The 14,483-nt window shown below is 46.0% G+C and carries 18 protein-coding genes; 3 read left to right on the plus strand and 15 right to left on the minus strand.

Annotation, left to right across the window (positions count from 1 at the left end; translation table 11 throughout):
- Positions 1-30 precede the first annotated feature (30 nt).
- The 9 genes from MHH60_RS04020 to MHH60_RS04060 form a co-directional block, all read right to left on the minus strand.
- Entirely contained in the window at positions 31-948 is a 918-nt protein-coding gene (locus MHH60_RS04020; RefSeq protein ID WP_076134497.1) for a SpoIIIAH-like family protein, read from the minus strand.
- Between the two features lie 67 nt (positions 949-1,015).
- A complete protein-coding gene (gene spoIIIAG, locus MHH60_RS04025) occupies positions 1,016-1,660 on the minus strand; it encodes a stage III sporulation protein AG (RefSeq protein WP_076134498.1) in 645 nt (214 codons plus the stop codon).
- 43 nt (positions 1,661-1,703) lie between these two features.
- Positions 1,704-2,480: a stage III sporulation protein AF gene (gene spoIIIAF, locus MHH60_RS04030; RefSeq protein WP_076134499.1), complete on the minus strand. Its 777-nt coding sequence runs from the start codon at positions 2,478-2,480 to the stop codon at positions 1,704-1,706.
- Between the two features lie 27 nt (positions 2,481-2,507).
- Complete coding sequence (spoIIIAE, locus tag MHH60_RS04035; protein ID WP_036682845.1) at positions 2,508-3,740, minus strand: stage III sporulation protein AE; 1,233 nt, start codon at positions 3,738-3,740, stop codon at positions 2,508-2,510.
- A gap of 44 nt (positions 3,741-3,784) precedes the next feature.
- On the minus strand, positions 3,785-4,174 hold the full coding sequence (spoIIIAD, locus tag MHH60_RS04040; RefSeq protein WP_036682847.1) for a stage III sporulation protein AD: 390 nt from the start codon (positions 4,172-4,174) through the stop codon (positions 3,785-3,787).
- Between the two features lie 7 nt (positions 4,175-4,181).
- A complete protein-coding gene (gene spoIIIAC, locus MHH60_RS04045) occupies positions 4,182-4,385 on the minus strand; it encodes a stage III sporulation protein AC (protein WP_036682849.1) in 204 nt (67 codons plus the stop codon).
- A 13-nt stretch (positions 4,386-4,398) separates the two neighbouring features.
- Complete coding sequence (gene spoIIIAB, locus MHH60_RS04050; RefSeq protein WP_076104383.1) at positions 4,399-4,917, minus strand: stage III sporulation protein SpoIIIAB; 519 nt, start codon at positions 4,915-4,917, stop codon at positions 4,399-4,401.
- The gene (spoIIIAA, locus tag MHH60_RS04055) at positions 4,910-5,911 is read right to left on the minus strand and encodes a stage III sporulation protein AA (protein ID WP_076134500.1); all 1,002 of its coding nucleotides are present in this window, start codon (positions 5,909-5,911) and stop codon (positions 4,910-4,912) included. Before spoIIIAA ends, spoIIIAB begins: the two co-directional genes overlap by 8 nt.
- Before the next feature lie 82 nt (positions 5,912-5,993).
- Positions 5,994-6,257 carry a YqhV family protein gene (locus MHH60_RS04060; RefSeq protein WP_371915730.1) on the minus strand — a complete coding sequence of 88 codons (264 nt, stop codon included), beginning with the start codon at positions 6,255-6,257 and terminating at the stop codon, positions 5,994-5,996.
- 302 nt (positions 6,258-6,559) lie between these two features.
- Between MHH60_RS04060 and MHH60_RS04065 the strand changes: the two genes are divergently transcribed.
- Positions 6,560-7,426: a YitT family protein gene (locus tag MHH60_RS04065; protein ID WP_081382367.1), complete on the plus strand. Its 867-nt coding sequence runs from the start codon at positions 6,560-6,562 to the stop codon at positions 7,424-7,426.
- Positions 7,427-7,560: 134 nt separating this feature from the next.
- Here the strand turns inward: MHH60_RS04065 and MHH60_RS04070 are convergent, their stop codons facing one another.
- The 5 genes from MHH60_RS04070 to MHH60_RS04090 all read right to left on the minus strand — a co-directional run bounded on the left by MHH60_RS04070 (position 7,561) and on the right by MHH60_RS04090 (position 11,943).
- A complete protein-coding gene (locus tag MHH60_RS04070; protein ID WP_036682855.1) occupies positions 7,561-8,814 on the minus strand; it encodes an aspartate kinase in 1,254 nt (417 codons plus the stop codon).
- 193 nt (positions 8,815-9,007) lie between these two features.
- A complete protein-coding gene (locus MHH60_RS04075; RefSeq protein WP_076134501.1) occupies positions 9,008-9,556 on the minus strand; it encodes a dihydrofolate reductase family protein in 549 nt (182 codons plus the stop codon).
- A 146-nt stretch (positions 9,557-9,702) separates the two neighbouring features.
- Positions 9,703-10,260, minus strand: coding sequence for an elongation factor P (gene efp, locus MHH60_RS04080; RefSeq protein WP_038572538.1), 558 nt, complete (start codon positions 10,258-10,260; stop codon positions 9,703-9,705).
- Positions 10,261-10,306: 46 nt separating this feature from the next.
- A complete protein-coding gene (locus MHH60_RS04085) occupies positions 10,307-11,377 on the minus strand; it encodes a M24 family metallopeptidase (RefSeq protein ID WP_076134502.1) in 1,071 nt (356 codons plus the stop codon).
- 74 nt (positions 11,378-11,451) lie between these two features.
- On the minus strand, positions 11,452-11,943 hold the full coding sequence (locus tag MHH60_RS04090; protein WP_036682865.1) for a YqhR family membrane protein: 492 nt from the start codon (positions 11,941-11,943) through the stop codon (positions 11,452-11,454).
- Between the two features lie 207 nt (positions 11,944-12,150).
- Between MHH60_RS04090 and MHH60_RS04095 the strand changes: the two genes are divergently transcribed.
- Both MHH60_RS04095 and MHH60_RS04100 read left to right on the plus strand, forming a co-directional pair.
- On the plus strand, positions 12,151-13,098 hold the full coding sequence (locus MHH60_RS04095; RefSeq protein ID WP_094901946.1) for a DUF1385 domain-containing protein: 948 nt from the start codon (positions 12,151-12,153) through the stop codon (positions 13,096-13,098).
- A gap of 7 nt (positions 13,099-13,105) precedes the next feature.
- On the plus strand, positions 13,106-13,444 hold the full coding sequence (locus MHH60_RS04100) for a hypothetical protein (protein WP_076134503.1): 339 nt from the start codon (positions 13,106-13,108) through the stop codon (positions 13,442-13,444).
- A gap of 88 nt (positions 13,445-13,532) precedes the next feature.
- Here MHH60_RS04100 and MHH60_RS04105 read toward each other — a convergent pair whose 3' ends face one another.
- On the minus strand, positions 13,533-14,456 hold the full coding sequence (locus tag MHH60_RS04105) for a patatin-like phospholipase family protein (RefSeq protein WP_076134504.1): 924 nt from the start codon (positions 14,454-14,456) through the stop codon (positions 13,533-13,535).
- Positions 14,457-14,483: the final 27 nt, after the last annotated feature.

Here is a 14,483-nt window from a genome sequence, read left to right on the forward strand (position 1 = left end):
TCGTCATTTTTCTTTTAATTTTACAGCTTATTATTGCTCAGAAACGTATTGTACACTAATTTTATCTTGAGATACACTGAGTTCCTTCATTACGAGATCCACGATGCTAACCGCTTGCTTTACATCCAGTTTGTCGCTGAGAACGACTACTTTGTAGCTGTCTCCAGCTTCTTCCTTTACAATCGCTTCTCCATATTTTTGTTGAAGCTGTTCTTCGATACCAGTAATTTTGGATTCTTTTTCTTCAAGATTGAGAAGTTGTTCTTGAGCGACTGCGTTATCAGCAGGTGTTTTATCCATGTCATTAATCAAAGCAAGCAAGTCTTGTTGGTTCTTAAGATTCTTTTGCTCACGTTCATAAAGGTAGTTAGTGAACATGCTGCTCGCCGATACGCTTTGAGAAGCTACTTCATCAAGAATTTCTTTGTCATTTTTGGCTGGAGTCTTGGTTGTTGTATTTGCGGCTGTATCTTTAGCAGATGTATCTGTTTTCGTGGCATCTTTAGCAGCAGTGTCGGTTGTTGCCTTCTCTGAGTCACTGCTATTTGCGGCAGTTTTACTGCTGTCGTCCTTAGCAGCTGTAGTTGTACTTTCGTCCGTTTTAGCAGTAGTAGTGCTATCATCCGTTTTAGCGGTAGCCGCACTGTCATCCGTTTTGGCGGCAGTAGCGCTGTCGTCTGTAGTAGCGGCGCCAGTAGTGCTATCTACAACGCCTTCATCGGCAACAACATCGCCTTGACTAACAACTTCGTTCACAACAACACCTTTGTCGCCAACCGTTGGCAACGCTGCACCTGCTGTGTCTTTCAGGGAATCAACCTGCATGGTGCCAGCCGTGTCTTTTGGAATCGAAGCACCTGAGTCTTCAGTGAATAAATAGTATGCAGAGAGGACCACCATCAAGCTGAGCATAGAAACCAACCATATCGTTTGTCTTTTGCCGTTCATTCCTAATTCCTCCTAAAATTTAATCTAGTGGCTGCTTCGGAAGCACTCACTTATTGACTTTCTCCTGCTACTCTTGTTTGCGTGGCACTACTGAAATGCGTTGGATTGGGACGTTCAAGCCTTTTTCTATAGCCTGCTCGACGAGTCCACGAACAACCTTGTTCTCTGCCCCTTTGGCAACTACCAGTACGCCGCGTACCTGAGGTTTGATCCGCTTCGTCACAATGGGTGTCTCGTCCCCTGATTGCGAGTAGGTTACGATTTCGCCATCCCTCGTATATTGTGTCGTATGACGTTTCCCCCCACTGGCATCCGTCTCTTCACTAAGCTGTTGGGAGTCATTCATATTACGCACCACGACAATTTCTTCTGTAGACTCCACTGTAACCATGATATCGACTGTACCGACGCCAACGATTTTCTCCAAAATTTCCTTCATCCGGTTCTCCATCGCAAGTTCGATGCTGTCGAACGAATTGGTCGTTGTGGTTGGATCACTCTGCACCAGCGCCGTTTGAGAGGACTGATTCACCGGCGGCTCACGCCCTGTATTCTCGTTATCAATCCTCTTCACATTAACGAAGGAATTGAATAGCATGATCGCTGCGCCCAGCAGACCCAGAATGATCAGCCAGCGAAAGGTATGGCTTCTCTTTGGACTGCCGGCCCCACCCCCAGCCCACTGCTCAAGCTTTTTCAGCCAATTGCCCACTCCCATCCCTCCTAAAAATTATAGTTTCTTAGAAACATCAAGCTCATGATTTGACGTTACTAGCCACGCTGCCATCCACCTGAATGACTTTGGGATCCAAATCCCACTTCAGCTCCAGCAGCTTTACAATGGACTCCATTTCACTCGAGGACGCGCTGTCTTCAGCTACAGTTCCGTTCACTGCTTTATTAGGTTCAGCTGATGATGTCGCTTCACTCTCTACGTTATCTCCCGGATTAGCGCCAATTTTAACTTCTACAGGTGCTACAGGAGAGATTGTAATGGGTGCTGTAGTCGCTGGGCTGGAAGCTCCGGAAGTACCCGGGGAGTTAGCCGTTGTCTGAGGCATAGAGACCCTTACATTAGAAATGACAGGGACGTCTTCGTTACCGGTGCCGCCAGACTTCCCTATGCCCAGTGTTACGGTGACATTAACCCCGCGTTTGCCGGTCTCGCTGATAATCTGCTCTTTCATCTGACCCGCCACCTCTTCGGCAGCGAGCTGCAGACTCTGTTCCTGACGGCCTTGTGCAAGCTTTTGCCCATCTGCCAGAATCTGTTCCAAGGATGGGTCTCCCTTCCCTCCGCCAGTGAACAAACCGCCCTCTTTCTCTTGCTGTCCCATAGCGATACTCAGTTCGGAGATTGCATCACCTTTCAGGAGAGAGACGATAGGGCTGAGCATCGTGAGCAGGATTAGGAGACTTAGCACCAATCTTGCATAACGCTCCATGGATTTGCTTGGGAGCAGCAATTCAACAAATGACGCCAACAGCACAACCAGGATGATCTCCCGCAGCCAACCGCCCAACCAGCTCATGGTTTCCCTCCTAAAAGTTTTGTTGCTTCACCTCATCATTACGGTCAAATTGCCCGCAGTCAGCATGATCGTAACCGCCATAAAAAACATTAAGGAAACAGCAGCCAAAGCAGCGAATACGTAGACCATGCTTTTTCCAATCGTCTGGAGACAGACCACAATCGGCGTCTCTCCCAGCGGCTGCATCACTGCAGCGGCTATGTTGTAGATAAGGGCAAGCACCAGGATTTTGATCGCGGGAAAAGCACACAGGAACAATATGATAATGACACCCGATAATCCGATCGCATTCTTCACCAGCAGTGAAGCTGAGATTACTGTGTCTGTGGCATCCGCGAACATTTTGCCGATGACCGGAACAAAATTCCCTGTAATATATTTAGCGGCCCGAATGGTGACCCCATCCGTTACTGAGCTTGTTATCCCTCGAACGGAAATTACACCTAAGAACACAGTTAGCAGTACACCTAACAATCCAGCACCGATGTTTCGCAGCAGATTAGCCAGCTGGGTTAGTTTATATTTCTCCGACAATGCGCTGACCAGATGCAGCACAGCCGAGAAGAACAGAAGCGGAAAAACAAGGGTGTGGATCATGGTGCCAACCGTATGAATCATAAAAACAATTAACGGATGGGTGACGGAGACTGTAACGATATTCCCCATCGAAGCCAGCAGCGCGAACAGCAGTGGAATCATCGCCATCATGAAATCGATCATCCGATCGATAGCATCCTTTGCATAACCAATAGCGATATTGAAGCTGTTCACGGCAATAACCAGCACCACCATATAACAGAGCGTATAAGCGACCTTACTGACCGTTTTTCGCTCAAAAGCGGTTTGCAGCGTCTCCAGAATCATGCTGAGCACACTGATCATCACAATCGTCACGAGCAGCTTTCCATTGTACAGAACCTCATGCCACATAAAGCCTAGAAGCCCAGATAATACACCCTTTAAGCTGAGCCCCTTATCTCCTGGAAGCAGCATGTCCATTAGCGTAGGTGTGGCCCCGTCCGGGAAAAAACCACCATAATCCTTCATCAGCTGATCCCAATACGACTCGACTTTATCTTTGGGTAAATTATTCACCTGGCTCTTAACCCACTGATCTACCGGGGAAGAACTGCCGGATTCTGGTGTTGAGGAAGCTTGCACACTCTGAGCTGTACCTGCAAACCATAGTATGAAAAAGAATGGAAGCAGCAGCAGTATTATTTTTAGTTTTGGAGGTCGGAAAACACTGCGCTCTTGCATAATTTCTCCTCCCGATTCGTTGCTCAGCTCTCTTCACGATTGCTTTAAGCAGGCAGTAGTTTCATGACGGTTTCGATAATGATGCTGATAATGGGTACGGCTAGTACCATAATTAGCACTTTGCCGGCGAGTTCTATTTTGGAAGCAATTGATTCCTGACCGGCATCTCGTACAATCTGTGCACCAAACTCCGCGATATAGGAAATGCCGATGATTTTGAAAACAGTCTTCAAATAAATCATTTCCATCCCCGATGACTCAGCCACCCGCTCCAGTGTAGAGAGGATCATTCCGATCTTGCCGATCAGAAACATGAAAATTAGAATGCCTGTTGTAGTAGCAAGAAGGAAGGCGAACATCGGTTTTTGTTCCTTCAGTACGAGAATCAATATGGTCGATATCAGCCCAATCCCAACAACTTGAATAATCTCCATAGCACGCCTATTGAAAAAGAAAGATCGTTTTTATTTCCTGCAGCAACCCGTCCAGCATACGAATCACCATGAACAGCACGACTACGAACCCGATCACGGTGACCCAATGTGCAAAATCCTCTTTTCCCATCTGTTTGAGCACCGTGTGTATCATGGCGATAATTATGCCAATGCCGGCAATTTGAAAAATCGCATTGACTTCAATATTCATTCCTGGCACCTCGCTAAAAGATCAAAATGACGATCAGTACTCCAAGCAGCAGACCCAGGCTTTTACTTAACTTTTCATATTTGCCTTGATCCTCTCTGGCCACCGACTCCTCCTGCTTCAATTGCTGCAATGCTAACGCGATATGAGTGCTCTGATTCGACCTATCGCTTGTGCCGAGAGTACAGCTGAGCTGGCGAAGAATCTCTCTTTCTGTCCCCTTCATAGCGGTAGACTTCCAATATGCTTCCATCGCCCGCTGGATGGCATCCTGGGCGCTTCTGTCATAGGGAGGGCTCATCTCCTCCGCTGTTTTGACAAACAACGATTTCAGCGGGTCCTTCGACTGATTCCCAATCCGCCGCATGGCTTCCGGCAGTGGGGTGAAGCCGTACATGATCTCTGTTTCCAACCGCTGTAGTGCTGCTATTAAACCTCTGATATGTCTGGGCCTGTCTGCATATTGACGAGCAAACTGGAGACCTGCAAGCGTACCAGCCACCACAATGAGCACAGCACCGAACAGCTTAAGCATGCAAATCACCACCTAGTCGATCCCCGGGAGAGATAAGCAGCATTCCTCTTTTCTGACCATCCAGAATACGAAACGTGAGACCTGCTTCTGAACGATGGAGTATGACATATCTCTCGAACATCTTTTGTTCCAGCAGTCCTCCAAGACCCGGCCTACGAGCCAACTCTGTTACATCTTTTCCGTGAGCGGAAGCAATGACAGATATTCCGGCATGCAGTGCCTCGGTAACTGCTTCGGCATCTTCCGGACGCCCAATCTCATCCGCGATTAATACATCTGGCGATAGCGACCGGATCATCATCATCATGCCTTCTGCCTTGGGACAGCCATCAAGAACATCTGTCCGCGGACCCACGTCAAAAGCGGGAACACCACGCCGGCTGCCAGCAATTTCAGACCGTTCGTCAACAATTCCCACCTTCAGCCCCGGTCTAATCCCTTCGCGCTTGCCCAATTCCCCTAAGGAGATTTGTCTCGCAAGATCGCGGAGTAGGGTAGTCTTGCCATGTTGTGGAGGGGAGAGAATCAAGGTGTGCATCATTCGCTGCCGCCCCTTGTCCAGTAAATAAGGCAACACTCCATCTGCGATTCCAGGTACTTCACGAGCAATTCGGACATTAAAGCCAGTGATATCACGAAGATGCTCTACACCTCCGCTACTCAGTACTGTCCGACCAGCAAGTCCTATCCGATGACCGCCGGGAATCGTAATAAATCCTTTTCTCAGCTCTTCTTCCATCGTATATAGCGAATGGTTGCTGATCAGGTCTAGCAGTCGATGAGTGTCTTCCCGATCCGGCTTGTAAGCTTCTTCAGGCCTCTGCGTCAAACTGCCATTCACTCTTAGAAAGTGATATTTACCAGAGTAGTTAATTTCCAGCGGACGACCTTCACGGACACGAATCTCCTCCACCATTCCTAGCAGCGGAAGGGGAAGGCACTTTAACAGCGCTCTTACTTTTTCAGGAAACAATTGCAGCCAATCATCTGCCATACAAAGTACCCCCAAGCTGTCCTCTACTTAATTGCTTTATTCCATATTTATGCTTGTACGCGCCTAATATGCCTATCATCTATCATTTTTTCAAAATCCCGATTAAGAGAAAGGCTACACCGCAGCCCACCCAGCCTAATTTGCTCCATGACAGCTGCTGTGCCATCCCAGTCAGGCCAATAGCTGTCGTCAATATCAATATGGTCGGGCCTACCAAAGCCAGTCCAGAATTGACAGCCAGCGCTTTATCGACCTGATTTAATCTGAGCATTATCAGCGCAGCTATAATCTCTGCACTGCCCGAGAACAACCGCAGAGTCGCCATCCAGCTTACATACTTGTCCAATCTACTCCACTCCTTTTACTAATTCATTCATACCAAAAGAGATCTGAGGCTTGTTTAGCTTTCTATTACTCATGGATATGCGTGGCTTTTTCACTTTAGACAATGAGAAATGACAGATTTGCAGATCAGACTGTGAAAGAATTCATAGTGAGTGGGTTCATAAATAAATATAATCAGTACGATAAAATAATTTTTACGAACGCCTTCATCTGTGGTATCCTTTTTAATTGGAAATATAGTGAGTTTATATTTTCAAAAAAAGGCAAACTAAAAAGACATAAGAAAAAGAGGGGATTTGTGTCATGCACGTACGAAATTACGGGCTACCGCTCAGCATGCGGTCCGTAGTCAGACCAGTAAGAGAAGCGGCAATCATTATTTTTTCAGCTTTTTTAGTCGCCGCAGGGATGAGATTATTTCTAATTCCTCATCAACTGCTAAGCGGCGGGGTAGCGGGGGTGGCTTCAGTCATCGGGTATGTAACTAATCCGAAGTACATCTCAATCATTTATTTTGCGATAAACCTTCCTGTTCTGATCTGGGGATTTATTGCAGTGGGGAAAAAGTACATCTTACTAAGCATGCTTTCCGTTTTAGCTACCACCTGGTTCATGACAATTATTCCTGCGGTGAAAGTGACCAAAGACCCGATTTTGGCTAGTATTTTTGGCGGCGTAATTATTGCTGGCGGGGTTGGATTTTCTCTCCGTGCCGGGGGCTCATCTGGAGGATTTGATATATTAGGCTCGATTATTACACGTAAGCGGGATATACCTATTGGGAATGTACTCTTCGTAATGGATGGGATCGTTATTCTGAGTTTAGGTTTCTTTAAAAGCTGGGACTCAGCCTTATACGCTATGCTCTGTATTTTTGTAAAAAGCAGAGTGGTTGATATGATTCATATTCGTCATGTTAAACTAACCTGCTTCATTGTTACCAAGGAACGGGATAAAATGCTGAATCGTCTTAGAGAGCTGCCTCATGGCATCACAGTAGTCAACGCAGAGGGCGGTTACAGTCACGAGGGCAATACAATGCTGATGACCGTAACGACCCGCTATGAGCTGTCAGAGCTGCGTAAGACTATCCTTGAGACGGATCCAAGCTCTTTCGTCAATGTACTTGAGACTGTTGAAATTCTAGGCCGATTTAGACGTTTAGGATAAATACCCATATAGATGTAAAAAGGAACGCTGCATTCAAACCTGCAGCGTTCCTTTTCATTTATAGCTGATGCCCAAAAAGGAGACCCCGTAGCTAAATAGCTGTAGGATCTCCCTTTTAATTGATTGTATGGCTCTTAACGACGATCCTTAGGACCACCAACAAAGGCCTGCTCAGTTGTATCCAGATTATAAGCGGTGTGAAGCGCCTGAATGATCGATGGCAAATTGCCGGATTCGATTACACAAGAAACCTTAATCTCAGACGTGCTGACCATCTTAATGCTTACGCCCTCTTGGGAGAGCACATCAAACATTTGAGCCGCAACACCAGGATGGCTAACCATACCCGCGCCAACAATAGAAACCTTAACGAGGTTATCCTCGGACGTTACTTCACGGTAAGGTAAAGTTTTATGGATTTCTTTAATTACTTCCTTCGCACGGTCCAGTTCATCAAGTGAAACTGTAAATGAGAAGTCAGCCTGCTCATTCTGCACACCACTTTGTACTATGATATCAACGTTTACGCCTTCTTCAGCCAGCTTGCCGAAGACTTGAGCGAGTACACCTGGTACATCAGGTACTCCTAGAATACTGACACGTGCTACATTCTTATCATAAGCAATCCCACTAACTACGACTCCTTGCTCCATGCTTGCTTCCTCCTTCACAACAGTACCTTCATTATGATTAAAGCTCGATCTAACGACCAGCTTAACTTGATGACGCTTAGCATACTCCACTGCACGCGGATGTAGTACCGCCGCTCCCAGATTGGCAAGCTCTAGCATCTCATCGTATGAGATTTCGTTCAGCTTACGGGCTGTTTTCACAATGCGTGGATCTGTAGAATAGATACCATCAACGTCGGTATAAATCTCACATACATCTGCTTGAATAGCAGCCGCAAGGGCTACAGCTGTCGTGTCCGATCCTCCGCGGCCCAGGGTAGTGATCTCACCATCCAAAGTCATCCCTTGGAAACCGGCAACGATAACGATCTGTTCGCGTTCCAAAGACGCTACTACACGGTGTGGATCAATATCATTGATACGAGCTCTACCGTGGGTTTCGTCTGTACGGAACCCGGCCTGCCATCCTGTATAAGATACTGCATTCCGCCCGATCCCATGAAGAGCTATGGACAAAAGAGCAACGGAAATCTGCTCTCCTGTTGTCATCAGCATATCCATTTCACGTGCAGGCGGCTGCCCGTTTAATTGCTTCGCCGTATCGATCAAATCATCTGTTGTATCCCCCATAGCAGATACAACTACAACGCAGCGATGTCCCTCATCCTGCTTGTCTGCGATGCGCTTGGCAACACGTTGCATGCGTTCTGTGTCGCCGACGGAGCTGCCTCCGAATTTCATAACATAAAGTGACAAAGTCCCACTCACTCCCCATATCGGTCTATGTAGTTGCTTCTAATCGGTTTCCCGCTTTAAACCAGTATAATACGAAAATAGCGTAATGCGTTAATGATTTCATTAAAAAATTATTGATTTTCCAGAAGCTAACAAAAAGATAAGGTCAGCTTCAAGACACTAGCTGACCTCATTTCACCCGTCTTCCAGTTTTTTATTGAGAAGCTGGTCGATAAGTCAGGGCCATCACTCCAGAGCTGAATCTTTTGGAGTCCACTAGCTCCAACGTCTTCTCTTCACCAACGTTATCGAACAGGCGCTGACCGCTACCCAGCAGAATCGGGAAGACCAGAAGCTGATATTCATCGACAAGGCCAAGCTGCATCAGGCTCTGCGCAAGCGTACGACTGCCAAAAACGAGAATATCTCTCCCCGGCTGCTCCTTCAGCTTGGACACCTCCTGAACAAGATCGCCCTTGATCAAGCTTGAATTGCTCCATGTTGTTTCTTCGAGAGTTGTGGAGACTACGTACTTAGCATATCCATTCATCATTTCACCGTACTCACCTGTCTGCTCAACCATATTTGGCCAAGCCTCTGCAAAACCTTCGTAGGTTGTCCGTCCTAACATTAGAGCGTCAGCAGCTTTCAGTTCAGCAAACTTGAAATGCTCCTGTTCTTCACTTCCGAATGAGAAGGTCCATTGTGGATTTTCCATAACACCATCAAGGGATATGAACTCAGAAATAATTAATTTTCTCATATGCGCCTCCTTCTAATCCTTTAATTCGTAAGTATAACATTCTCACCCATACTGTTCCTCATGCATCCTCGTTTATATACCAAAAACCCCCCACCGTAATAACGGGGGAGGCTGATTGGTTATAAGTTCGGCAAGTATGATGCTTCCTACGCGCGGGAGATGTATTTACCTTCGCGAGTATCAATAAGCAGCACATCTCCTTCATTGATGAACAGAGGAACTTGTACAGAATGACCTGTTTCAAGCTTGGCCGATTTAGTAGCGCCTTGAGCAGTATTTCCCTTCACTCCTGGCTCAGTTTCAACAACCTTCAGCTCTACGCTGGTAGGCAGGTTAATCCCAAGGATTTCACCTTGGTAACTAATGATGTTTACAGTCATGTTCTCTTTAAGGAAGTTCAATTCCCATTCAAGCTGCTTGCTGGACAATTCGAATTGGTCATAAGTTTCATTGTCCATGAAAGCATGCTCCGATCCGCTTGCATACAAATATTGCACGCCACGGTTCTCAATAATAGCACGGCCAATAGTTTCACCTGCACGGAAAGTACGCTCTACAGTGTTACCATTGCGCAGGTTTTTCAGTTTAGAGCGAACGAACGCTGCACCTTTACCTGGTTTAACGTGCTGGAAATCAAGAACGGTAAAAATATCACCGTCCACCTCTACGGTCAAGCCTGTCTTAAAATCGTTTACTGAAATCACTAAAAATCCCTCCTGAATTCGATAATTAAACCACTACTTTTCTTACTTACAGTACTGTATATTCTTTGGACGAATGGGTCAGCAGCGATATTCCGCTCTCGGTGATCACAATATCGTCTTCAATACGTACTCCGCCAATCCCCGGCAAATAGATACCTGGTTCTACAGTAACGACCATTCCCGGCTGCATGATATCGTCACTCAGCTTGGACAAACGCGGCCATTCATGAACTTCCATTCCAAGTCCATGACCCGTACTATGTCCAAATTGATCACCATATCCGTAGCTAGCGATGATATCACGTGCCAGTGCATCACATTCCCGTCCAGTCATACCCGGTTTGATATGTGCCAACGTATGTAGCTGAGCTTCCAGCACAATATCATAGATTTCTTTCAGCTTCGGATCTGGAGCTCCGAGTGCAATGGTACGAGTCACATCTGAGCAGTATCCATCGAGTAGTGCACCGAAATCAAGCGTAATAAATTCATTACCTTGAATTACACGGCTGCTTGCTACGCCATGCGGCATGGACGAACGTTCACCTGAAGCAACAATCGTATCAAACGATGACGCAGTTGCCCCGTGGGTACGCATATAGAATTCCATTTCCAAATCGACGTCTCTTTCAGTCATGCCTGGTTTGATCACATTCAGAATATGATTGAATGTAGCATCAGCCAGATCAGCTGCACGTTGCATAACAGCAAGCTCTTCAGCATCCTTGAACATACGGAGGTCTTCCACGGCTTTAGTAACTGGAACTAACACTGCCGGCTTAAGGGCTTCCGCATATGAGGTATAAGCGCTGAATGAGACATCATCCTGTTCGAAACCAACACGTACCTCACTGCCTGTTGGCAGCAACTCGCGTACTGTATCAATAAATTTAGGACCATGCTCTACAACCTTAACTCCTACCGCTTGATCCGCAGCCTGTGTCATGTACCTGAAGTCAGTTAGCAGATAACAATCATCGCTTGTCACCAATACATAACCGGACGATCCGGTAAATCCACTTAAATAGCGGCGGTTATAACCGCTGGTTATCAACATTGCTTCCAATCCTTTATCCTGCAAAACCTTACGCAGCTTGGAGACGCGCTCGTTACCCATTTTCATTCTCCTCTCGAAATAGCCACATTGTATTTTAACATAGGGATATCCCCTTGAGAAGTTTTTTCGAGCCGTTAGGCAAGTGCAGTCGCTTGCTCACGCTTTCGTTCGTCGGTATACTCAATCGCCGCTGTGTATCCAATGAACATCCCCCAAAGTAAAAAAAGGCAGAACTCACTAATCACAGTGTTCCACGGCAGCTTAAAAGGCGGCTGCATAAGAAACATTTGCGAGCCGGGAATAAATATAACTACCCACCACAAAACACCATAAACCAATCCTGGCCAAGGCCCCTTCAGCTTGCGCAGAATAAGCACATATAGCAGTGAGGCTATCACTGAAAATAAGATAAAAAACAAATAACCCACGAGATGTCCATACATTGTTGTCAGAAAAGTATGTTTAAAAAACGGCTCTGCTAAATAACCAGGACTAACCTTGGTAAAGCTGAACCAGTAAATTAACCAGTGCAGCCCTCCCCAAATCAAACCTGCGAAAAAACCTAATTCGAGCGCAAAAAACCAAATATTAGTATGATCTGATTGTTGTTGATGTGATTTGCTCATAGAATTGCCTCTCTTTCCGTATTTTTAATACCGATTTGTCTCTCCTTGTCCATATAAGGTAGTATGTGCAGCAAAAGGCGATCCAACTAGTAATGTCTTCAAAAATTAGTTACAATGTATTATATAAATCATATTAATTACGGGAAGGTGAATTGGTTGTCCCAGGAAACTCCCAGCTATGGCGGCCAAGCCGTCATTGAAGGCGTCATGTTCGGCGGCAAGCATATTAATGTAACAGCCGTGCGACGAAAGAATCAGGAGATTACATTTTTGGAGGTGCCAAGAAGCGATAAGAGCTGGGTCACTAAACTGCGCAAGATTCCGCTGCTTCGCGGCCTTGTCAGTATTATAGATGCCAGCGCCAAAGGCTCTAAGCACTTGAACTATTCGGCTGAATCCTATGCCGAAGATGAATTGGAACCCGAAGAACTGGCGAAAGAGAAAGCTAAGCCGAAGAAAAAGGACGAAGGCTGGAGCCTAGGAATGATTTTTGGCGTTGCTGTAATGGGTATTCTCTCCTTCTTATTCGGAAAGCTCATTTTTACGCTTGTACCAGTATTTGTCGAAGATTTTTTATTCAAGAATGCATTTGATAACTATGTACTGCACAACCTCATAGAAGGCGGCATTAAAATGGTTCTCTTGCTGGTCTATTTATGGGCGATTTCGCAAACACCTGTGATCAAGCGGCTATTCCAGTATCACGGTGCGGAACACAAAGTCATCAGCGCCTTTGAAGCAGGCGAAGAGCTGACTGTCCAGAACGTTCAGAAATACAGCCGTCTGCATTACCGCTGCGGAAGCAGTTTTATGATGCTGACGATTATCCTCGGCGTTATTATTTACTCCGTAGTACCATGGGATAATCTTTGGGAACGTGTGATCCAACGGATTATTCTGCTGCCTGTCGTAATCGGTGTTTCGTTTGAGGTTCTGAAGGGTACCAACGCAGTAAGAGAAATTCCAGGTCTCAAATACTTGGGATACCCTGGACTATGGCTGCAGCTGCTCACTACCAAAGAACCAAAGGATGATCAGGTAGAAGTATCCATCGCTTCTTTTAATCGTATGCGTGAACTTGATGCAGAGATTGAAGCCAGAGGATATACAGAGGCAAGTGTGTCAGGCGGCATATTGGATCCTGCGAAAGGATGAGTGTCCTATGATCAGGCATGCTTTAATTTTTTGGATTTCAGTAATTCTTGCAATATTCGGTTTTGTGATTGGAGTCTTGACTGAGCCTTTCTATACGCTGTCGAAGCTGATTCTCCCCTTAGTACTGTTAGCAATTGTGTATTATGCTTACAAAATGGGACCAGGGAAATATGCTCGCAGCAGCAATGGATCTAGAATCAAAGTCAAACCTTCGCAGAAAACCATGTCCAAGGTTGCTGGGATTCGCAAGACACAAGCACCACCAGGCAAACGCAAAAGTTATCCCTTCCAAGTCATCGAAGGAAATAAAGGGAAAAACGATGATCAGCTTCCGAAGTACCATTAACTAAATAAAAACAAACACCAAAAAGCATCTCCACGTTTCAAAATAACGTGCGGGATGCTTTTTTTCTGATATTATAAAGCATGCTTGTTTATCTGGGGCGCCACTCCTTAAAGAAGTCTTCCCCTGCCTTCAGTCCGGCGGCATACAATTCGTCGCTTTGCATCTTCGTAATATTAAATTGGGTCGTGCCGATACCAAGCGTTGGGATGGTTACTGTGCGGACATATTTATCATCTTCAATATATTTCTCATCATGAGCAGACAGCATGGTGCTTACCATAGCTTGCAGCATACTGAACGGTCCCCTAATCCTGTGGGGCTGCGGGTCGGTTTTACCTACTGTTTGATACCCTACCGTAGGGATTCTTTTCCCCGGCACTTTACTATCCATCCCGTCAAATAGCCATAAAGGAAAATTGCTTAATAATCCTCCGTCCACAACGTATACAAATTGCTCAATAAAAGACTTCCCTCTAGCGGACTGTCCATTTAACCTGAGCATCACTGGATCAAAAAAATAAGGAATACTGCAGCTCATACGCACAGCCTTAGCCACCTCAAAATGTTCAGGAGAGATTCCATACTGTTCCAACCCATCTGGTAAGACCAATATCCGGCCATTGGTAATGTCAGAAGCAATTATAGATAGTTTGCCTGGAGGCAGATCACGAAAAGTGATAATTCCCTTTTTTAGCAAAAGCGATCTCATCCACGATTCCAAGGCTTCACCCGAATACAATCCCTTCTTCAATAACACTCGCAGTGCAGGACCTACCCAAGCCGTATTATAGATGGGAGCTCGCTTCATAAACGATGAAAAAGAAGTTCCTTGGATAATCCGACTCATTTCCTCACCTTCATAACCCGCAGCCAGTAAAGTCGCTACAATCGCGCCTGAGGAGGTTCCAGCGACCTTTTTAAAGGTTCGCCCCGCCTTTTCCGTGGCTTCAACTGCTCCAGCGAGAGAAATCCCTTTAACTCCCCCTCCTTCAAACACAGCGTTAATCTCCATACACAAAAATCCCCCGTTTCCCATAGA

The organism is Paenibacillus sp. FSL H7-0716, assembly GCF_038002705.1.
In the GTDB taxonomy this organism is placed as follows: domain Bacteria; phylum Bacillota; class Bacilli; order Paenibacillales; family Paenibacillaceae; genus Paenibacillus_AQ; species Paenibacillus_AQ odorifer.